This window comes from Paenibacillus humicola (assembly GCF_028826105.1).
GTDB lineage: Bacteria > Bacillota > Bacilli > Paenibacillales > Paenibacillaceae > Paenibacillus_Z > Paenibacillus_Z humicola.
Genome location: NZ_JAQGPL010000001.1, coordinates 5,224,858 through 5,246,665, shown reverse-complemented (window position 1 = coordinate 5,246,665; position 21,808 = coordinate 5,224,858). Strand labels below are relative to the sequence as shown.

The window sequence follows — 21,808 nt, the reverse complement described above, 5'->3', positions numbered from 1 at the left end:
CCGCCGCGCGCTGCGGGGGAACGAACGGAATACGGCAGCGTTCAAGCCTTGGTTTGTGCGAGATTCCAAAAAACTTCTTAGGAGTGAGCCTTTATGAATCGCAAGCGTCTTTTCTCAGCTGTATTGGCTGTTCCCTTGCTGCTGGGCTCGATTCCGGCAGCCGGCTTCGCGGCTTCGTCAGACTCATCGGCACCGGCGAACTCGGCCGACTCGGCCGATATTTGGCCCGGATATCCCGGAGTCGACAAGCTCCCCGCGAGCAAAACCATTCCGGATGTATTCAAGTTCTTTAATGTGAAAAACGATCCGAATGGCGACGGCTACGTTTCGAATCCGTCGGAATGGACGGCCCGCCGCGACGAGATCAAGGAGCTTGTCCAGCACTATTGGCTGGGCTATCGCTGGCCGACGGATCCGCAGGATGTCGCAGGCATGACGGCCGGCTCGACCGATCCGAATACGGTTAACGTCGGGCGGTTCAGCCCTTATAACATTAATCTCAAAGATGCGTTTGATCAATTGACAGCCAAATTATTGGCGGGAAATGTGGACATTCATGAGCTGATTCCCGGTCCCAGCCTGTTCTCCCCTCCCACCGAAGGCGGAGTCAAATACACGATCGAACAGGCCAAGGATCAGGCCGATGCCGAGGCGAAGGCCATTGAGGCATGGAATGACGGCTATTACGTGACCTATACCGCATCCGGCGCGACCAATTATGCAACGCTGGTCAATTATACGGGACCGCTCAGCGCGCCGCCTGCCGCAACCAAAACCTATCAAACGATCACCATTACGAATCCGGATACCGGCGTGAAAGCCAGCTTTAATATCGACGTTCGCATGCCGACGGCCGAGCAGATTAAAAATGCCTGGGGCGATTCGAATACGAAGGTGCCGGTTATCGTCGACATCGGCGGGGCGGTTTCGCAGATCAATACCGTCAACGAACAAGGGTATGCGTATATCGAATTCGATCCCACAGTTATCTATCCGGACGATTCCGATCCTTCCGACGGCATCAACCGGGACGGCGTTTATACGAAGCTTTACCCGTACGATAAAAACGACTACAAGCACGCTTCCGGCGCGCTGATGGCGTGGAGCTGGGGCGCCAGCCAAATTTTGAGCGCTCTTGGCGAGCCGGCGCAGAGCGGCACCGGGACATGGGGCGATCAGCTGGGCATCGATCCTACGAAATCGCTGGTTACGGGGCATTCCCGCTTCGGCAAAGCGGCCATGTTCGCCGGCGCGTTCGACGATCGCTTCAGCATCGTGTTTCCAAGCGAATCCGGCGGCTCGGGCATTCAGGGCTATCGTTATACGGTCGAGGGTAAAATTTTCGGTTTTAATACGAGTACGTATCCTGAGGCCGACAGGGTTTACGGGAAGACGGAAATTCCGACCATCAGCTACGGCAACGGCACCAGCTGGTTCCCGGAAACCGCCGCTAATTTCATCAATAAAGACGATCAGCTTCCGTTCGATGCCGACGACATTATCGCGCTGGTTGCGCCGCGTCCGTTCTTCGCGACATCGGGCATCCATAATCATTGGCTTGGCAACGAGGGCTCGGCTGCGTCCGTTCAGGCCGCGTCGGAGGTATATCGCTATATCGGCAAAAACGATGTCGAGAAGTCGAACATCGCTTTGCGCGCCCGCCAGAGCTTCCATGCCGTCTATAACCGCGACGTCCCGTTCTTCATCTCCATCATGGACCGCGATTTCAAGCAAAAGGGCGATGAGACGCTGCATGTCAAGGATTTGTTCCCGGACGGAGACGGCAGCTTGAACAGCATGTCTTACCCGGCGAAGGACTATCAAGGCGTCAGCGACTTCAATTCTTATCCGTTTGATGTCAACAGCTCCTATCTGCCTTGGTCGCGTCCCGACGAGTACACTTTGTGGACGGCACAAGAGAATACCCTTGTCGGTCGTCCGGTAACGGTAACGGCCCATTCCGACGCGCCGGAGGTTGATCTCCATCTGCCCGACGGGACGAAGGTCGGCGCCGCCAGCCATAAAGGCGATGAATTCGTCTTTAACCTGACAGCCGATCAAGCGCAATACGGCCGCTACGAGCTGCAGACAAGCGGCAGCGGCAAAACGAACAAAAGGGTCTACTTCTCGGCCTTCAGCCTGTCCGATGCGCTGCGCCACGCAACATGGAAGGACGACGAAGGCGAAGAAAACCGCGTCATCGGCTTTGCGAGCAAGCTGGCGAACAACGAGGCCGATCCGCCGCAGGTTTATATTGCAGGCAAGCGGACCGACATGAACTTCACGCCGTCGCGGATGGTGAAAGAAGAAACGAGCATGCTCGGGTACGGGGTGCTGTTCCACGACTCGCTGTTCACGCGGATCGCGAACGAGGGCTGGGACGCGTCGAAGACCTTCGACATCAAGAATCTGAAATTCGACTCGATTCCCAAGTACACCTTCGAGATCTCGTGGGGCAACATTTACGCATCCGCCAAAAATTCCGGCAAAGACGGCGCGGATAAATTCACGCAGCCGATCAGCTGGAACGTGCAGAAATATAACAACGGTCCGGAAGGGGTCGACTGGCCGGCCATCCCGGACACGAAAGCCGAAAAAGGTATCCTTGCGGCAGGCGGAACGGTAACCCGTCCGATCGCTCCCGCGCCGAAACCTACGGCTTTCGACACCAAAATTGTCAGCACCGCCGTACAGCACAAAGGGAACAAGACCAACGTCATTCTTACGTTCAGCAATCCGCTGGACAAGCACGAATTCGGCTTTGGTTTTAATGTGACCGACAAATGGGACACGACGTGGTCGCCGGACGGGAAGCAGGTTACGCTTTCCATGGACTACACGAAGTTCCGCGAAAATTCGTATGCCAACCTGATTATTTTCCGTTTGAAAGACACGAAAGGAAATTTGATTCCGGGTCCGATTACCCTTTCGCTGCATCTTTCACCGGGCAAGTCCGGTCAAAATCCGGGTAAAGGCAAGCATTAACGCCGGCAGCCTCGGACATCGGCCCGACCTTCGCAGGTCCGAAACGGCCGGCATGCTGCCCGAACCGGGTCCATGAAGAATCGGCAAAAAACCATGACACGGAACGTGTCATGGTTTTTTGCATGGATATCGGCGTTATCTCCGCATACGCGTTCGCCGAGATGAAAGAAGCTGTCCCGGATTCCAGGGCAATCTGTTATGATCGAAAGAATAGGGGACTAAAATCTGCCAGGAATAGCAGTGAACGAAAGATGAAGGAGAGGTGGCATTGATGAGATCCTTTGACCGGCGAAGCGGGGAAATGCCGCGCGGCCGCCAAACCGGACCTTCCTCCGAACCGGGGCGCGGGCCGCAGGAGACCGAGTTTTCCGCAAATGCGATGCGGCTTTCGCAAAAGCAAGTTCTTCAGCTGCAGCGATCGGTAGGAAACCGCGCGGCCGGGACCGTTATTCAGCGGATGATAGACGCCTCCAACGGCGACCGGTTTCCGGTGAATTGGGGAAGCTTGAATCCTTGGTCGATCCAGATTTTGATCCAGAAGATCCGCCTGGGCCAATTCATTCTGGAAGAGGGAGAATGGTATCAGCTGAAGGAACGAATAAGGCAGCTGCAGTCGGGCGGGAACGGGACCTCCGAAGAGAAGCATAAGGCGGGGGAGAACGAAGAAGGCGAACCGGAATTCGGGCCGGACAGCGATATCGAGGACGAGCTCGAGGTTGAGGGTGAGGACGAAGGGACGGACGAGGCGGAGGCGGAATTCGGGGAAGATCACATGACCCTCGGAGATCTCTATCACATGGATGTCTCGCAGATGGATGCTGACAACAGCGATTTCAAGCCGGGAGTAAACCCGATCGTGCAGGAATTATACGATACGGTGGAACCGAAATTCAAGCAGGTGGTGGAAAATAAAGGAAGAAAAGTGGCGGGCAAAAAAGCGCAGGGGGATTTCCTGGAGCAGTATGTCACTACCCATGCGAGAGACATGGATACGGCCGAACGGGATGCCAATCAATTTTATATGAACATTCCGGGAATCGACCATATGCTCGACAATTCCTCCCATCCTTTTGTCCAGGATAAAATGCATTTGTCCGCGCACACGGCGAAGATCGAAACCTATCGCGCCCACTATACCAATCGTTTCAAAATGGCGAAAAATTTGTTGACCGCGATGGTCGAAGAAGGAAAACGGGGGACGAGCATCCGCAGCATGTTTGAATCGGTGGTGTCGGATAATACCTGGCTTCATAAGAACGTTGTCCAATCCGTTTTGTCGGCGGTAAACCGGTACCGGTCTGCCTACCAAAAGGCTTTGAATGACGATAAGGCGACGTCGCTGCCGGACATTGGGGAAGACGACGGATTGATTCAACAGGTCGGCAATCAAATCGCGTTTGCCGTTCCCTCCGATATTTGGGAACAGCTTCACCAGGCAAGCGAGCGGGGGATCATCGATCGGACCGAAATGCGTGCGTATATCCGCCTGGATCTGGACACCGCCGATTTTCGGCAGCTGTTCGACCTGCTCAGCCATGTGGCGTCTCCATGGAACGAACGAAAGCCAAAAGAAGAGGACGATGAATACAGGGGATAAGCGGATGAAGAACGTTCCTGATTTCCTTTTCCCGGGACATCCATTCCAGAAATTGGTTTAATCCGACATAATGAACCGTAATTCGACATCATTTTCGTTTGCGGGAGAGAGAAATTTTTACCATACGTCTGTAAAAATAGCAGGATTTCGTTTAGGACCGTAGAATCTAATAGTTGAAATCTGGAAGTTTTGGTTTGAATCAGCGTGTATGCAGGCTAAAGGGGGTAGAATGCTGGAGATCAGACCGGCATCTTCAGAAGACGAAACGTTCCTGTACGAGCTGTATGCGAGTACGCGAGCGGAAGAAATGAAGCTTTGGGCATGGGACGAAAGAACGGCCGAATCGTTTCTTCGCATGCAGTTCGCGGCCCAGTCCCGGTCCTACCGGGAGCAGTACCCGGAATTGCGGCTGCGGATCGTGACCGTAAACGGCGATCGGGCGGGACGCATCTCAACCTGCCGCTTGGAGAAGGCGCTGCTCGTCGTCGATCTGTCGCTGCTGCCGGCTTTTCGCGGACAAGGCATCGGGCAGAGGCTGATGGAGGCGGTTCAGCGGGAAGCGTCCGATCTGCGATTGCCGGTACGGCTCCGCGTTGCGAAAGGAAATCCGGCGAAGCGTCTGTATGAGCGGCTCGGATTTCAAACGACGGCTGACGACGGCGTGTATGAACAGATGGAATGGCATGCATCTTGACTTAGGCATAAGCCGGAAACCTGTCAAGAAAATCAATCGGACGAAAGGAAGGTAATGGAATGAGCGAGCCCTATCTCGGGGAAATCCGACTTTTTGCCGGCACTTACGCGCCGGTAGGCTGGGAGTTTTGCAACGGTCAATTGTTGTCGATTTCCCAAAATGACGCTTTGTTTTCGCTATTGGGCACGACATACGGAGGAGACGGACAGACGACGTTCGGTTTGCCGGATTTGCGAGGCCGGGTGCCGCTGGGTCAAGGTAAAAACCCAACCGGGTCGAGTTATGCCATGGGGCAGCTAGCCGGGACCGAGACGGTCACCTTGACGGTGAACAATTTGCCGGGTCATACGCATGCGGTCATGGCAAACAATACATCCGGTACGACCGGCGATCCGTCGAATGCGTTTTGGGCGCAAAGCACGTCTACGCAGTATGCCACGGCGGCTCCGGATGCCCAAATGAGCGCGCAGTCCATCGCGAGCAGCGGCGGCAGCCAGCCGCACGACAATATGATGCCTACGCTGGCGGTAAGTTATATTATCGCGTTGAACGGCATTTATCCCAGTCAAAACTAAACCGTAGATAAGGGAGGTCATCGACATGTCAGAACCTTTCATTGGCGAGATCCGCCAGTTCGGTTTCGGCTTTGCGCCGAAAGGGTGGCATATTTGCGACGGGTCCATTTTGCCGATTTCGAACAATCAGGCGCTGTTTTCGATTTTAGGCACGACGTATGGCGGTAATGGGACGACGACGTTTGCCCTGCCGGACTTAAGAGGACGAGTTCCGGTCAAGTTCAGCAGCAGCATTGCGCTGGGCGAAATGAGCGGGGAGGAAAACCATACGCTCACCGTTCAAGAAATGCCGGTGCATACGCATGGGGCAATGGCCGACTCGGCCGCTCCTTCAAGCAGAGAAGCGACCGGTAACGCCTGGACCAATACCGGCACGATTATGATGTATCAAAGTGCCGCCAATACGACGATGAACGGCGCCGCGTTGTCCGCTTCGGGCGGCGGACAGCCGCATCCCAATATGCAGCCGTATAACGTCGTGAATTACTGCATCGCGCTGCAGGGCATTTATCCGTCCAGAAACTAGACGCTTGACGGCGTTATCAAGAAGGAGGGGTACGTTAAACATGGATCCGTATGTTGGCGAGATTCGATTATTCGCAGGTAATTTCCCCCCCAAGGATTGGGCGTTTTGCGATGGGAGCTTGCTGCCGATTGCGCAAAATACGGCGCTCTTTTCGATTTTGGGGGTCACTTACGGCGGGGACGGGAAAACAACGTTTGCCCTGCCGAATTTGAACGGTTCAGCGGCTATGCATCAAGGGGCCGGTCCCGGATTGACGCCGCGAACGCTCGGAGAGAGCGTCGGCGAGCCGAATGTTACCTTGCTGCAAACGGAAATGCCGGCGCACACCCATGTGCCGCAAAATCAGACGACGTCGTCCGCGACCAGTCCGGAAGGGGCCGTTTGGGCGAACGTGGCCGGAAGAGCCGCGCCGCTTTACGGGACGGCGCCGAAAACGGCGATGAACGTTCAGGCGGTGGGACCTGCAGGCGGCAGTATGCCGCATAATAATATGCAGCCTTACCTGGGGATGAATTTTATTATTTCGCTTTACGGTGTATATCCTCCCCATTCGTAAATCGGCGTACATGGGCTTGAGCGCTCCTACATACATTTAAAAAGCAGCAAGCCACTCAGATGCTTATTTCAATAATGGGAACTGTGTGGCTTGTTCGTTTTTTGTGCGCCAACGTGTACGTGAAAATTATCGGTAGTGGGGGGCGGCCGATTTTACACGGTAACGGCATTATTCGCAGATTGCAGCGATGAACCCGTGATTTGGTTTGACAGGCGCTGGCGACAGGCGAGCGCATCGGAAAAGAGTTTTTCGATAAGGGAGATCGAATGAGTGATTAGAAAACAAGCCTATGTTTCGTTATTGCTGGCGCTGGTGCTGGCATTCGGCTGTATCTGTCCCGCTGTCGGCCATGCCGATTCATCCATGGATGTCCTGGTAACCGCCGACAATTGTAAAGACAATTCCGGATGGTATCCGGGCGGAACGAATGACGGCTCACCGCTTTACAATGATTATGTGGGGAGTTTCGGAGATACCACCTTTGGTATTTCACGGTGCGAATTGAAATTCGATCTGAGCAGCGTGGTGGGACAGATTACGGGAGTTCAATTGGCTCTTTTCGAGGACACCAGCTATTCATTCGGCTCGCCCGATCTCATAATTGGCGGATCGTATGACGACGCTTGGCCGTTATCCTCCGGTGCAGACGCCTATATTCCTGCTGTGGATGAAACCAATTTGCTGCATGACACCACGATTGATGCAGGGTGGAATCACTTTGAGTCGGCACAACTGACCCAATTTATCGTCAATCAGGCGAATGGGGACAAAACGGCTACCTTAATTTTGGAAGGCTCGGCGACGAGCGGAGATAACTATTTTGGATTTCATTCTACAAACAATGCGGATCAAACGATCTGGCCGAGACTGATCGTAACTTATAATCCGGTCGTTTACGCATACAGCGCCGCTGCGTCTGCAGTAACGACTTCCCCGATAGCGGGAGCGGCGGATGCGATCACGCTGACCGTAAAGGATTCGACAGGCGCTGTGGACACGACGTTCAGCGGTGCGCATAATGTGTCGATTTCGGGCTATGAGCAGGCGCCTGACAACTCATTCGGCAGCTTCGGCGGAACAACGTTAAACGGTTCGTCGACGCCGGTAAGCCTGAACTTTACGAATGGCGTCGCAACGGCGGACTTAAAGCTGAACCAAGCCGATCCGCAAACGATCGCGTTGAGCGTGGCGGATCTGGTCAATCCGGCGGCGAATACGATCGTCATCACGCCGGCGGCGGGCAATACCGCCGGGATGAAGGTGACGACCGATGTAACCGCGCCTGCAGCCAACGGCGGGCCGTTCGCGCAGCAGCCGGTCGTTGCGCTGGTCGATGCCTACGGGAATAAGAACCCCGGCGACAATTCGACTCAAGTGACGGCCTCGAAGCTGGACGGCGGTGCTTGGACGTTGACCGGCACGACGACGGTAACGGCAAATGCGGGCGCCGCCAGCTTCAGCGGCCTTGGCGCGGATAATGACGCGGCGGTAAACGGTGCGAAGCTGGCGTTTAATGGCGGCGGATTGGCGCAAATCACGAGCGCAGCCGTAAATCTGCCGGCGCCGGCGGGGGCGCAGAGCGCGACGGCATCCGCGGCAGCGGCTTCGCCTGTGGCTGGCGCGGCGAACGCCATTACGCTTAACGTACGGGATGCAAAGGGACATCCCGATACAACCTTCAGCGGCGCGCATCAAGTAACCATTTCCGGCTACGGGCAAGCGCCGGGCGGTTCGTACGGCAGCTTTGGCGGGACGGCGTTAACCGCAGGCTCGACAACGGTAAGTCTGAACTTTACGAGCGGTACGGCATCGGCGGACCTGGCGCTAAACAAGGCCGGTTTGCAAACGATCGCGTGGAGCGTGGCGGGAGTTGCGGCCCCGGATACGAACACGGTCGATATCACCCCGGCGGCGGGTACTACCGCTGCGATGAACGTAACGACGCAGCCGGCAGCACCGGCGGCTAACGGCGGGCCATTTGCCCAGCAGCCGGTCATTACGCTTGTTGACGCGTTCGGTAACACGAATTCTAGCGACAATGCGACGCAAGTAACGGCCTCGGAAGCGGGCGGCGGCGGATGGACCTTGACCGGCACTTCGACGGCGACGGCGAACGCGGGCGTCGTGAGCTTCAGCGATCTGGGAGCGGCGAACGACGCGGCCGTGACCGGCGCGCAGGTAGCCTTTGACGCAGCCGGACTGGTGCAGGCAGCAAGCTTACCTCTGAATCTTCCGGGGCCGGCGGGGGCGCAGTCGGTCGCGGTTTCGGCTCAGACGGTTACGCCCGCCAAAGGCGAAGCGAATACGATTACGTTAACGGTGAAGGATTCGCTCGGACATACGGATACAAGCTTCAGCGGCGCTCATAGCATCACGATTTCGGGATACGCGCAGGCTCCGGACGGCACATACGGCAGCTTCGGGGGAACGACGTTGAACGGTTCGTCAACCGCCGTCAGTCTGACGTTCACGAGCGGAACGGCATCGGCTCCGTTGAAGCTGAACAAGGCTGGCGGCCAAACGATTTCGTTTAGCGTAACCGGCGTCCAAAATCCGGCGGTCTCGATCGTCATCACGCCGAAGAACGACGCGCCTGCGGCGGCCGTTGACGGTCCGTATGTGACGAACCAGTCGACGCCGTTAACGGTGGCGGCGGCCGATGGCGTACTCCGTAACGACACCGATGCCGACAGCGACAATTTAACCGCTGTACTCGTCACCGATCCATCGCATGGATCGTTGGTGCTGAATCCGGACGGTTCGTTTACCTATTCGCCGGACGCGGGGTATTATGGAACGGACCAATTCACCTACAAAGCAAACGACGGCCAAGCCGACTCGAATCCGGCTGCCGTCTCGATCCAGATAAACGATACGATACCTCCGGACAGCCCGGGCATTACGTTGAACCCGTCCGGCTGGACGAACGGGACGGTAACCGCTACCGTTTACGGCGAGCCTGGCGGTTCGTTCGAATATCGGATCGGCTCCGATCCCGGCTGGACGGCTTACACGGGACCGGTAAGCCTGACAGCGGAAGGCGAATATCCGATCGAAGCGCGCCAAACCGACGCCGCGGGCAATGTGAGCGGTATCGGGCAGGCGGCGGTGCGCATCGATAAAACGGCTCCCGTCATTACGCTGAACGGCGACGATCAGATGTCGGTCTATTTGAACGAGACCTTCACGGACCCTGGCGCGGCCGTAACCGATAATCTGTCGACGGGTCTGCAGGCGACGGCCGTCGGCAGCGTAGATACGCATACGCTCGGCAATTACGTGATTCATTATCAGGCTGCGGATTTGGCCGGCAACGCAGCGGCCGAGAAAACCCGGACGGTCCATGTCATTGCCAAGCCGCTCGGGCTGAGCTTCAACGCAACGGAATATACCGTTCAGCTCCATCAGACGATCCCGTTCTCGGTTGCGATGAATTATTCGGACGGCAGCTCGGTCGACGTCACGGCAAGCAGCAGCTATACGTTTAATCCCGAAGGGATAGCAAGCATCCCGTCGGTTGGAGTACTGTCCGGCGAACAAGCCGGCAGTACCGTCGTGAAAGCCGTTTACGGAACGGACAGCGCAACCGTTAACGTCGTTGTCAATCCGCTGAGCGCGAATGCGGACTTAAGCTCGCTAACGCTCTCTTCCGGCACGTTAAGTCCGGCCTTTTCGCCGTCCGTTACCGGATACGACGTAACGGTTAAAAACTCCGTGTCGTCCGTAACGGTGACGGCGGCAGCGGATGACCATGCATCGACGGTCAGCATTAACGGCGCGGCAGCTCAGGCCGGACAGCAGACGGAAGACGTTCCGCTTCATGTCGGCCGAAATAAATTGAATGTCATTGTCACCTCGCCGAGCGGCGGTACGAAAACCTACAGTCTGGACATTTGGCGGAACAACCCGTCCGGCAACACGCCGGGCGGGCCGAACAGCCCCAGCACTCCGAGCACTCCAAGCAATCCGAATCCGCCCGGCTCCAGTGTCGATATCGTGGTGAACGGACAGGTTGAGGGGCAAATCGGTACGGCTGTACAGGACACGGCGCCGAACGGTCAAACGCGGATTACCTATACGCTTGACGAAGGCAAGCTGAGCGAAAAGCTGGATCAAGAAGGGCCGAATGCGGTTGTAACGATTCCCGTGGACGATCCGTTCGGTCAAATTATCGCTTCGGTGAACGGACAAATCGTCAGCAAAATGGGGCTGCAGGGTGCCGTTCTGCGCATCCAGACGAAGTCTGTCACGTACACGCTTCCGATCCGGCAGCTGAATCTGGATCGTGTGATGCATCAGCTTGGCATAGACGGCTCGCCGAACAAAATGAACGTTTTCGTCAATATCGCGAATTTGACGGACGGAGAGGCGAAGCTTGAAGCGGAGCAGGAGACGAAAGCGCATCTTGCCCAGGTCGCGCCGCCGATAACTTTTTCAATTACGGCGACGAACGGGGACAAAACGATCGAAATTGACCGCTTTGACGCTTATGTAAGCCGGACCTTTATCATCCCGGGCGATGTCGATCCGGCAAAAATCACGACGGGCGTCGTCTGGACGCAGGACGGAACGTTCCATCACGTCCCTACTAAAGTGACGGCCGTCGACGGGCATTACGAAGCGGAAATTCACAGCTTGACGAACAGTACCTATGCAGTTGTCTATCACGCGGCGGCATTTCCCGATGTGGAACGTCACTGGTCCAAGGATGCGGTGAACAATATGGCCTCGCGGCTGATTATCAGCGGTAAGGACGATACGCATTTCGATCCGGACGGCACCGTCACCCGTTCGGAATTCATCGCGATCCTCGCCAGGGCGATGGGGCTTGCCAGCTATACGAATACGCCGGACTTCACGGATGTCGTCAAATCCGCCTGGTATTACGATTCCGTCGCAGTGGGCCTTGAATACGAGCTGATTTCGGGTTATGCCGACCATACGTTCAAACCGAACGAAGCCGTTACGCGCGAAGAGGCCATGCTGATGATGGCGCGTGCGGCAAAGCTGGCCGGACAGCCGGTCTCGTTATCGGCCGCTCAGCAGCAGCAGCTTCTCGGCCCGTTTAAGGACGCTTCGCACGTCGGTTCCTGGGCGAGGGAAGCGGCGGCCTATTGCGTGCAAGAGGGCATCGTCTTGGGCAGCGGGCAGCTCCTCCATCCGCAGGCCAATCTGACCCGGGCGGAAGCGGCGGCCATGACGCTGCGCCTGCTCACTGCGGCCGATCTCATTTAAAGCAGTTACAGCCTTAAAACAAGCAAGCCGGTTCCCTCGGGAGCCGGCTTGCTTTTTGGTTCAGGGTGCGCTTGGTTCAGGTTCTTACGCTACTACACGGTGTTTGTGCGCCCGTAAGGTGCTATAAAGTTCGCGCATTGGCAAGCGCTAGGGGTGATTGCCACTTATCCCTTATAAACCAACCACCTTATCCTGAAGGGAAACCAGAGGGGGAGTGCAGCATGGTGGTAACGCCGTAAGTTGAGTAACCGCTAACTCACGACTGAACGGCAAGGTAAACGTCATAGACAAGGTTGAAGGTTGGATTACTTGAATGTCAGCCCGAGCCGAGATAGTGTACTCCTTCACGTAAAGTGGTTATAAACCGTGATGCTACTCGTGAGAGAATATCATCAATCACGGTATCCTCTAAAGAGCATGGAATGAATTGAAAAGCTTCATGCTCAGGCAGTCCAAGGGTAGGGCGCTTCGATCAGAAGTTAAAGGGTGAACGACACAGCCGACACTATGACAGGCCAACTTTTTTGCGCTAAACGGGGATTGCCTAAGTTAGGATGCCTAGACAATGTAAAGCTATGAGGGAAAATCGGGAAACTGATATGGCCTCTGAATACCTGATATGGCAACGGAGTCCTCATAGTAGTCCGAGATGGTAGGGTGGAATAAGGTCTCTATGGCGACATAACAGATACCACCCGAAGGGGCGGCGGCCCCAAGGGAAAGCCCATCACATGGCGAAGGAGGACAGCTTACCAAAGCTTATACAAAACAAGGAAGGAGCGGAGGCTCTTGAGAAATCCAAGTGATGTATTAGGCAATCTAGCTTCCAAGGCAAAGGATGCAGGGTACAAATTCCAGAGACTGTACAGGAATCTTTACAATCCCCAATTTTACCTAGGTGCATATGCCAATATCTATGCCAAAGAAGGAAATATGACACCGGGTACTGATGGAGAAACAATTGACGGAATGAGTCTCGAGAAATTAAGGGAATCATTAATTCACTCAAGAACGAAACGTATCAACCCAAACCAGCAAGAAGGAAATACATCCCAAAAAAGAACGGGAAATTAAGACCTCTTGGCATCCCGGCAGTCAACGACAAACTTGTCCAAGAAGCTGTGAGAAGTATCCTAGAAGCAATATACGAGCCTGTCTTTTCTGATCAATCACATGGATTCAGACCCCATAGAAGCTGTCATACTGCGATAATGGAAATAAAAGGTAGGTTTAAAGGGTCGAGATGGTTCATTGAAGGTGACATTTCTAGCTTCTTCGACAAAATAAACCACCAGGTACTAATTAACATACTCAGAAGAAGGATCGAAGACGAGAAGTTCATTAGACTCATCTGGAAGTTTCTAAAAGCAGGGTATTTGGAGGATTGGAAATTCCACAACACATACAGCGGAACACCACAAGGTGGGATTGTTAGCCCTATACTCGCCAACATATACCTAAATGAATTCGATCGGTACATGAATAAGTATCAAGAAGAATTCAACAAGGGCAATACAAGAGGACGTGGAAAGGAATACAACAATACCCTTTATCTAATCAAGAAAGTCAAAAATCAACTTAAAGATGAGAACTTAACTGATGAACAGAAAAAGAATTACATCAGGGAATATAAGGGGAAAATCAAACTTCTAAGAGAGCTTCCGACCTTCGATCCTATGGACGAGAATTATAAAAGGCTGGTGTATGTTAGATATGCTGATGATTTCATTATAGGCATCATCGGTAGCAAACAGGATGCCTTAAAAGTCAAAGCAGACATTGGAAAATTCCTAACCGATAAGCTAAGCCTGGAATTGTCGGAAGAGAAGACACTTATCACCAGCGGAAAAGACAAAGTGAAATTTCTAGGGTATGAAATGACAGTGGGCTGGAACTCAAGAATTTATGAGGACAAATTCGGGATCAAGAGAAGAACTGCAAATGGACACATCAGGTTATTCGTTCCTAAAGAAACATGGGTTGATAAAGTAAAGAATCTCGGAGCGTTAAAGATCGACAACAACGGAAAATGGAAAATACTTCACAGAGGCCTACAGCCATTAGACGATCTAGAAATCCTGTCGATCTACAACGCGGAAATAAGAGGCCTTTACAACTACTATATGCTTGCAAATAACGTCTCTGTACTTAGCAAGTTTCACTACATTATGAGCTTCAGTATGTATAAGACATTTGCAAGCAAATATAGAACCTCCGTCAATAAGATTCTAAACAAGTGCAAAGTCAATGGTGTCTTCACGATCAATTACCGAACCAAAAAAGGAGTAAAGGCCTCCACACTCTATGACCAAGGTTTTCGACAGAATTTGAATAATGTTCAAAAAGACTTGGCCGTAGATTATGTAGCAAATACATGGGCATTTAAAGGAAAAAGCAGCATCATCAGCAGATTGGTTGCCGAAACCTGTGAATGGTGTGGAAACTCCGGGTTGCCTTTGGAGATGCATCACGTAAGGAAACTGAAGGATTTAAAAGGCAAAAATAATTGGGAACGGAAAATGATCGAAAGAAGACGAAAAACAATGGCCCTATGCATCAATTGCCATGATGATCTTCACGCAGGAAGATTAGATTAGGTAGGTGGAGAGCCGGATACGCTGAGAGGTGTACGTCCGGTTCGGGGGGGGGGGGAGTGTTTGGAAACCTTCCATAAAAATATGGAAAGGCGCCGGGCGCTTACCCTACGATATTAACATGCAATGCGAGGGGTTACAAAGCAAGCGGAGCGATCAAACGTTTGAACATGACCCCATCGAGGAGGCCGGGCACATCTGTCAAGCATACAAGGACGCGCCGCTTGTTGATATCGCTTCCGGCTGGGCCTACTATAGCCCGTCCACGGATCGGAACAGCGTTGGGTAGCAGCAGAGGCAACGTTCACCGGCCCTTCAGTTGCTGGTACAAAAGGTTCGTTACTTATATTGCCGCCAATACATCGCTGGACGATTCTCTTTATCCAAAACATACCCGGCATCAAACAGATCGCGCACCGTTTTCGGCTGTTGAATAATCGCGATTCCGTCCATGTGTCGGCGATCCATCGTATATGCACCATCGATCACCTTCGTATACGAGGTCGGACCGACGGCCGAAATGACTTTGTAGCCACTGTTCACGAGAAAGTTGAACTTGGCGCTTCCGTAATCCACCCTTGAACCGTACGGATAAAAATACAGAGGTGTCGGACCGATTAAAGGTTCAACTTCTCTCTTCCATCGGGCGGTATCCTGCTTTAGCTTGTTCAGGGTCACTGAACTGACATCGATATGACCATAACTGTGAGAGCCGAACGTCCATCCGGTTTCTTTAAGTCTGTTCACAACCTTAAGTGCTTCGATCTTTTCAGTTTCACGGTTCGGCGAACCCGATTGTGTGCGGTAACCAAGGATGCCCTCGTAGCCCGTTAATGCAATGACTCCTTTTGCCCCATCCAGCGAAAAGTCGGGATGAGATTCCACAAACCGGTCCAGGATCGGAATGATTTCGTTGTCTCTGGATACGATTTCCTCCCCCTGCGGGTTTTTGGAGTAGGATGCGACGTTGCTTTCGGAATCAAGAACCAACTTGTATACATTACCGTTTTCAATCATATACGAATAGTAGTTCAAGTCGTCGATGGAGATCACGAGCGGTTTCTTTCCTTTTGGGAGCATAAGGTTTTTTTTAATCATGATTTTCTTACCATCAACCGTCTTCTCCTCATAGACATCTTCCAAATGAATCAGGATGAAGTCATTTTTGTAAAGCGATCCGAGAATACGTTTAAATTCGGGAATGGTAGTAAACCAGTCGTTATACCCTTTCGACAGCGAATCATTATCGAAGGCAAGCTGTGGATAGGCGATGAGCGGATGGAAAAATATATGCTCGACAATACCATTGTAAGCGACTAATCTGGCGGTTGACGATTTCTTCGGACTCTGATACGGCTTTGGTTCTAACTTACCCGTTTTGACGGCGCTCTTTTCTAAGGTACCAGTATCTTTGTGCTTGATGACCGTATGAGAATCAGATTCACCGCTTTTGTTTAAAGAATCTGCGGTCTCCACCTGATCACATCCGGCTGTGATTAGTATAAGGATAAGACACAAAATAAGACTCGATAGGATCGATCGGTTATATAGACGAATTGAAAACACCTGCTTCCGTGACAAACAATTATCAATTGTTGTTTGAGGTCTTTAAATCACAAGATTAATACAACTGGTTTGTTTTCTGTAACTACACTATTAGCTTAAAGGATGAAGAAGTAAAGAACTTTTTTCTTAATACTGAAAGTTACCCGCATAATGCCAGGTAAAAGGGCCACCCTAAGTCTTTTGGACTGCGGGTGACCCAAAGTCGTTCCATCTTTTGCTGTTAAATAAACCGTATCTCCTTCGACTTTATCGACAGTAACTTCTCCGTTCTGACGGGGTGTATTAATTTCAGTAAGACTCAACTTTTTAGTTTTATCCACACTTTTCGCCGTTTTTTCTAAACAACACCCATTCCACGATTATAAAATCAGCCGCAAGCCCGGCCCATATATTGACTGTCAGGACCGAATCGATCATCCCGGCTCGCCCGTCCGGCAGGGTAAAACGGTTGAGGGCCAGATAGAGCAGGATCAAGAGCGGAACGAGCGCGCGTGCGCTGACGGCAACCAGGGTCATGCCGAAGCTGCGGATCATCCATACGCGATGGGCCCGGAAGTTGCGGCCGGCCGCCGCGCGGCAGCCTTTCCACGTCGTGAACAGCCACAGCGCGTCGAGCGTGAGAAACGAACAGGCACGAACGAACTGCTGTTCATACGCCAGCAGCGCGATCGCAAGAAAGCCGCTTATGCCGACGCTTCCCGCATAGACGTATCCGATTAACCGATGAAGGCGCGGCCTTGCGGTGCGAACAGGCGCGTAAAACTGCGGGAATCCGGCTGCCAGCGCGAGCAAAGCGGTTCCGATATGCGCGACGAGCAGCAGGAACTGAATCTGCGAAGCGATCGGCAGGCGGCTGGCATCAGGGTTTAACGTCAAATACGGAACGGAGAACGGGATCATGATGCCGAGCGACAGAATGGCTAAAATTGTGAGCGACCGGCCGGGTTTGATCGCTTTTGTTCGTTTCATTGCGCTTCCCTCCCGGAGCAGATCGGGCGGTGAATGCCCGATATTCACTTTAACGCCGAAAGATGAACCGCATCTAAACAAACGCGAAACATTTTCTAAATTATCGGCCGGTACGTTTCCTTCTTGTCCGCACCGAAAAAAGACCGAACATCACGAGCGTGACGTTCGGCCAATCTCCGTTTTAAAGCCGTACACAAATCAGTTTGCGATCAGGCTTGCAGCGATTTCAGCTCATGAACAATTTCCTGCGGGTCCAAGCGGACCGTGAAGTCCGGATCGACGTGCGCGCGGCGGACGATGCCGTCCCGGCCGATAATGAACGTTGCCGGAATCGGCAGCACCCAGCGGTTGGAGGCGTTAAACACGGTTAAATCGAGGCCTAAAGTACCGCTGAAAATTTGCTGAAGCGATTCGGGCAGTTCGTACAAGACGCCGAAGTTTTCCGCCGTTTGCCCGTTCGGGTCGCTCAGCACCTGGAAGGTCAGCTCCTCCTTTTCCTGTTGAGACAGCGAGTTGTCGGGGCTTTGCGGCGAAACGGCGATCAATCGGCCGCCGAGCTTCTCGATCTCCGGAAGTAGCTGCTGGTAACTGCGGAGCTGCAGGCTGCAGAAGGGACACCAGCCGCCGCGGTAGAAGGTTAAAACTACAGGTCCTTTCGAAAGCTCGTCGTACAAGGTTACCGGCTTGCCGAGCGGGTTGGCCAGCGTAAAGTCCGGGGCTTTGTCGCCTGCCTTCAGCCCGAAGGGGATACCCGACTCCTGCTGTTCCCGAATCAGCCGAAACACTTCCGTTTGGGCTTCCTCCGGCGCAGAAGCAATAAACGACTCTTTCACTTTATCCAACTGTTCTTTTAAAGACATAATCAATCGCTCCTTATATTTTGGATTGAACACTCCATAATTGGTCGTGAATTCATGATACCGATAAATTTATGGATTGTCAACTCCATTTTTGTTATACTAGAAATATGAATACGACGATGGATACCAACAAACAAGAGCAGCGGCTGACGAAAAAAGGTAAAGAGACGCGCGCGCGAATCGTCGCCGCCGCGGCCAAACTGATGTTTGAACGCGGCGTTGCGGGCACGAGCGTGGACGATGTGCAGCGGGAGGCCAAAGTAAGCGCATCGCAGCTGTACCATTATTTTAAGGAAAAGCGGGAGCTCGTTCTGGCGGTGATTGTATATCAAACCGACCAAGTGCTAAGCGCCCAGGAGCCTCTGCTGAGTCATTTGGACAGCATGGAGGCGCTGCAAACATGGCGCGACGCGATCGTGCAGCTTCAGATCGAGCGGCAATGCCATGGGGGGTGTCCGATCGGCTCGCTCGGCAGCGAGCTGGCGGACACGGAGCCGGCGGCTCGTCTCGAGCTCGAGAACGGGTTTTTGAGATGGGAAACCGCGATCCGCAATGGGCTGCGCGCCATGAAGGAGCGCGGCGAGCTGAAGGCCGATGCCGATCCGGACCGCCTCGCGCTGGCGCTGCTGACCGCTCTTCAAGGCGGCCTGCTTCTCACGCAGGTGCGCAAAGAAACGAGTCCGCTCGAATCCGTGATGGATGCGATGCTCGCCCATATTCGCACATTCCTGGTCTGAAGTGCCGCCAGATCACGAAGCGGATCATGGTTTGCGGCCTGCGGCCGGCATTGGTCATAAGAACCGATACTGCCTGCAGATGCCACATAAGAACAACGGATAAGGTACGGGAGGGATTGTTCAGTTAAACTTTCGTCCCTGAATGGTGCAAGCCCAAAGAAGGCGCTGCGCGATCCAGGGGCGATTTTTTTTTGTAAGGCACGTTTTTCCCTTTATGGAACGACAAACGGAACATGGAAAAAACAGTTGACATCCCTGAAATGATTGTGTATATTTAGATTGTGAACAACGCAATTACCTAAAATTAAGTTTGAAACAAGTTGGACACGTGGGAGGAGGAGGGCGATGGACCCGAAAAATTATCTCTGTTTTTCGCTGTATGCCTGCTCCAGGGCGATCTCCCGCATGTACCGTCCGTTACTCGAAAACATGGGTATTACATACCCGCAATATTTGGTCCTGATGGTGCTGTGGGAGCATGGCGAGAGTACGGTGAAGGAACTGGGGGAAGCGCTCGATCTGGATTCCGGAACGCTCACTCCGCTGCTGAAACGTATGGAAGCGAATAAGCTGATCGTTCGGGAGCGCTCGAAGGAAGACGAACGCGTCGTGGTCGTCAAGCTGGCGGAGACGGGCGCGGCATTGAAGGAGGAAGCGGATTGCATCCCCATGTCGCTTCTGACCGCCAGCGGAATGACAACCGAGGAAATCGTGCGGCTGACCGAATCGATTAACGATTTATCGGAAAAGGTCGTTCGTGCCATCGGCAAATAAGAGAGGCTTGCAGAGCAAATTTTTTTCGGCAAATTGATTGTGAACAATTTTATTTTAATCAATATTTAAGGAGATGTTTAACATGAACAAAACGATCGTAATCGGAACCGGACCTGCCGGGTTGACAGCGGCTATTTATTTGGCTCGCGCGAATCTGGAGCCGCTTGTCATCGAAGGAACGCAGCCCGGCGGGCAGTTGACGACGACAACGGAGGTGGAGAATTTCCCCGGCTTCCCGGACGGAATTCTTGGCACGGAGCTGATGGACAATATGCGGAAGCAGGCGGAGCGCTTCGGCGCCCGGTTCAAAACCGGCCGGGTAACGGAGGTCGATCTTCACAACCGTCCGTTCACCCTGCATCTCGAGGGAGGCGAAACGCTGCAGGCCGAGAGTGTCATTATTTCGACGGGCGCCACCGCCAAGCTGCTCAACATTCCGCACGAGCATGAGAATATCGGCCGGGGCGTCAGCACCTGCGCCACCTGCGACGGCTTTTTCTTCCGCGGCAAAAAGATTATCGTGGTCGGCGGCGGCGACTCGGCTATGGAGGAAGCCCACTTTCTGACGAAATTCGCTTCGGAGGTGCGGGTCGTCCACCGCCGCGGTCAGCTGAAGGCATCGCAAATCATGCAGGACCGCGCCCGCCATAACGACAAAATCGTGTGGGGCCTGAACCGGACGCCGCTGGAGATTATTGCGGACGACAAAGGCGTTACCGGCCTGAAGACGCTGAACAATGAGACCGGCGCGGAGGAAATTTTCGAAGCGGACGGCATCTTCGTAGCCATCGGCCATCATCCGAACACCGAGTTTCTGGGCGGACAGCTGCTGACGGATGAGCAGGGGTACCTGATCGTCACGCCGGGCAAATCGACAACGAGCATCCCGGGGGTCTTCGCCTGCGGCGATGTCCAGGATCCGCACTACCGCCAAGCGATCACATCGGCAGGCAGCGGAGCGATTGCCGCGCTGGACGCGGAACGTTTTTTGGAGGAGCATCCGGTCGCCGATTTGCTGAATGTTTAAAACTACATGGCAGAACGTTTTAAATTCACATAAATGAGAAGGAGCGGATTTCGCATGGAACGCATTCTACAGGAAACTCAATTTCAAGAGCTGATTAACCGGGACCAGTACACGGTCATCAAATTTGACGCCACGTGGTGTCCCGACTGCAAAAACTTGGACCGGTTTATCGGGCCCGTCATCGACGAGAACCCGGATAAACAATTTTATGCCCTCGATGTGGAGCAGCTTCCCGATATTGCGGAAGCGAACGAGGTTCGCGGAATACCGAGTCTCTTGGTTTACAAGAACGGCGTCAAGCTCGGGCATTTGCACAGCCGGTTTGCGAAGACGCCCGCACAGGTGCGCGAGTATCTCGACTCGGTTGAATAAAGCTGCCGGCTGCAGCGAAATATAAGAGGAGGAATTGAATATGGCGATTACACACGTGACGGATCAAACGTTCGGGACTTCGGTAAAAGGACAGGAAGGAACCGTGCTGGTCGACTTTTGGGCGCCTTGGTGCGGTCCTTGTAAAGCGCTCGCCCCGATCCTGGATGAGCTTGAAGCCGAGTCGGAGAGCCGGTATCGGGTGGCAAAGGTCAATGTCGACGATAATCCGCAAACGGCCGAGCAGCTCGGCATCATGAGCATTCCGACGCTTGTCTTATTCCGGGACGGCGCCGCTGTCGATAAAACGGTCGGCTTCCGTTCGAAAGCCGAGCTTAAAGCGTGGATCGACAGCCGGGCCGAAGCGTAACCAAGAGACGAGAGAGACAGCATGTGCCCGTTCATCCGAGAAGCAGCCGCTTCATCATCGTCCTGTACCGCGCCGGTCCGGCGGGCGTATAGGACGATTATTTATGGAGATCCTCCGGCTATCTGCGGGGCAAACGAAGAAAAAACGGGTCCGCATACCGCAGGCAGTGCCCGTTATACCGTACGCTGGAGCGGCACAAAGCGGAGAAATTCCGCTTAAAGTGTTTCATCCGGCTTCGCCTGGTGTTAAATAGGATTAACGGGCGCCCCGTGGTCGCAAGCGCCTGTCATACGGAACAATTCGATCTGCCAATTCATGCGCCATAGTAGGATCAGAAAATCCAAACGAAAAGCAAATTCTGTAAAGGAGTGTTG

Annotated in this window: 15 protein-coding genes and 1 pseudogene; 13 read left to right on the top strand and 3 right to left on the bottom strand. The window is 53.5% G+C overall.

Annotated elements, in window-relative coordinates; all coding sequences use genetic code 11:
* Window positions 1–93 precede the first annotated feature (93 nt).
* The 8 genes and pseudogenes from PD282_RS23990 to PD282_RS23955 all read left to right on the top strand — a co-directional run bounded on the left by PD282_RS23990 (window position 94) and on the right by PD282_RS23955 (window position 14,765).
* Complete coding sequence (locus PD282_RS23990; protein WP_274653907.1) at window positions 94–2,985, top strand: glucuronyl esterase domain-containing protein; 2,892 nt, start codon at window positions 94–96, stop codon at window positions 2,983–2,985.
* Window positions 2,986–3,253: 268 nt separating this feature from the next.
* Entirely contained in the window at window positions 3,254–4,582 is a 1,329-nt protein-coding gene (locus tag PD282_RS23985) for a hypothetical protein (protein ID WP_274653906.1), read from the top strand.
* A gap of 229 nt (window positions 4,583–4,811) precedes the next feature.
* Window positions 4,812–5,276 carry a GNAT family N-acetyltransferase gene (locus PD282_RS23980; protein ID WP_274653904.1) on the top strand — a complete coding sequence of 155 codons (465 nt, stop codon included), beginning with the start codon at window positions 4,812–4,814 and terminating at the stop codon, window positions 5,274–5,276.
* Between the two features lie 59 nt (window positions 5,277–5,335).
* Window positions 5,336–5,851, top strand: coding sequence for a phage tail protein (locus PD282_RS23975; protein ID WP_274653902.1), 516 nt, complete (start codon window positions 5,336–5,338; stop codon window positions 5,849–5,851).
* A 25-nt stretch (window positions 5,852–5,876) separates the two neighbouring features.
* The gene (locus tag PD282_RS23970) at window positions 5,877–6,377 is read left to right on the top strand and encodes a phage tail protein (protein ID WP_274653900.1); all 501 of its coding nucleotides are present in this window, start codon (window positions 5,877–5,879) and stop codon (window positions 6,375–6,377) included.
* A gap of 40 nt (window positions 6,378–6,417) precedes the next feature.
* Window positions 6,418–6,933 carry a phage tail protein gene (locus tag PD282_RS23965; RefSeq protein ID WP_274653898.1) on the top strand — a complete coding sequence of 172 codons (516 nt, stop codon included), beginning with the start codon at window positions 6,418–6,420 and terminating at the stop codon, window positions 6,931–6,933.
* A 270-nt stretch (window positions 6,934–7,203) separates the two neighbouring features.
* Window positions 7,204–12,168 carry an S-layer homology domain-containing protein gene (locus tag PD282_RS23960; RefSeq protein ID WP_274653896.1) on the top strand — a complete coding sequence of 1,655 codons (4,965 nt, stop codon included), beginning with the start codon at window positions 7,204–7,206 and terminating at the stop codon, window positions 12,166–12,168.
* Window positions 12,169–12,957: 789 nt separating this feature from the next.
* Window positions 12,958–14,765: pseudogene (locus PD282_RS23955) on the top strand (reverse transcriptase/maturase family protein).
* A 336-nt stretch (window positions 14,766–15,101) separates the two neighbouring features.
* Here the strand turns inward: PD282_RS23955 and PD282_RS23950 are convergent.
* From PD282_RS23950 to PD282_RS23940, 3 genes are all read right to left on the bottom strand, one after another.
* Window positions 15,102–16,238 carry a polysaccharide deacetylase family protein gene (locus PD282_RS23950; RefSeq protein ID WP_274653895.1) on the bottom strand — a complete coding sequence of 379 codons (1,137 nt, stop codon included), beginning with the start codon at window positions 16,236–16,238 and terminating at the stop codon, window positions 15,102–15,104.
* A 402-nt stretch (window positions 16,239–16,640) separates the two neighbouring features.
* Window positions 16,641–17,297, bottom strand: a complete 657-nt coding sequence (locus PD282_RS23945) for a DUF2306 domain-containing protein (protein WP_274653893.1) — start codon at window positions 17,295–17,297, stop codon at window positions 16,641–16,643.
* A gap of 209 nt (window positions 17,298–17,506) precedes the next feature.
* Window positions 17,507–18,157 carry a peroxiredoxin-like family protein gene (locus PD282_RS23940; protein ID WP_274653890.1) on the bottom strand — a complete coding sequence of 217 codons (651 nt, stop codon included), beginning with the start codon at window positions 18,155–18,157 and terminating at the stop codon, window positions 17,507–17,509.
* 119 nt (window positions 18,158–18,276) lie between these two features.
* Here PD282_RS23940 and PD282_RS23935 point away from each other — a divergent pair, with 119 nt between their 5' ends.
* From PD282_RS23935 to trxA, 5 genes are all read left to right on the top strand, one after another.
* Window positions 18,277–18,894, top strand: a complete 618-nt coding sequence (locus PD282_RS23935; protein ID WP_274653888.1) for a TetR/AcrR family transcriptional regulator — start codon at window positions 18,277–18,279, stop codon at window positions 18,892–18,894.
* Between the two features lie 345 nt (window positions 18,895–19,239).
* Window positions 19,240–19,668 carry a MarR family winged helix-turn-helix transcriptional regulator gene (locus tag PD282_RS23930; protein WP_274653886.1) on the top strand — a complete coding sequence of 143 codons (429 nt, stop codon included), beginning with the start codon at window positions 19,240–19,242 and terminating at the stop codon, window positions 19,666–19,668.
* Between the two features lie 82 nt (window positions 19,669–19,750).
* Window positions 19,751–20,695 carry a thioredoxin-disulfide reductase gene (gene trxB, locus PD282_RS23925; RefSeq protein WP_274653884.1) on the top strand — a complete coding sequence of 315 codons (945 nt, stop codon included), beginning with the start codon at window positions 19,751–19,753 and terminating at the stop codon, window positions 20,693–20,695.
* A 54-nt stretch (window positions 20,696–20,749) separates the two neighbouring features.
* On the top strand, window positions 20,750–21,067 hold the full coding sequence (locus PD282_RS23920) for a thioredoxin family protein (protein WP_274653882.1): 318 nt from the start codon (window positions 20,750–20,752) through the stop codon (window positions 21,065–21,067).
* A 40-nt stretch (window positions 21,068–21,107) separates the two neighbouring features.
* Complete coding sequence (gene trxA, locus PD282_RS23915; protein ID WP_274653881.1) at window positions 21,108–21,434, top strand: thioredoxin; 327 nt, start codon at window positions 21,108–21,110, stop codon at window positions 21,432–21,434.
* Window positions 21,435–21,808 lie beyond the last annotated feature (374 nt).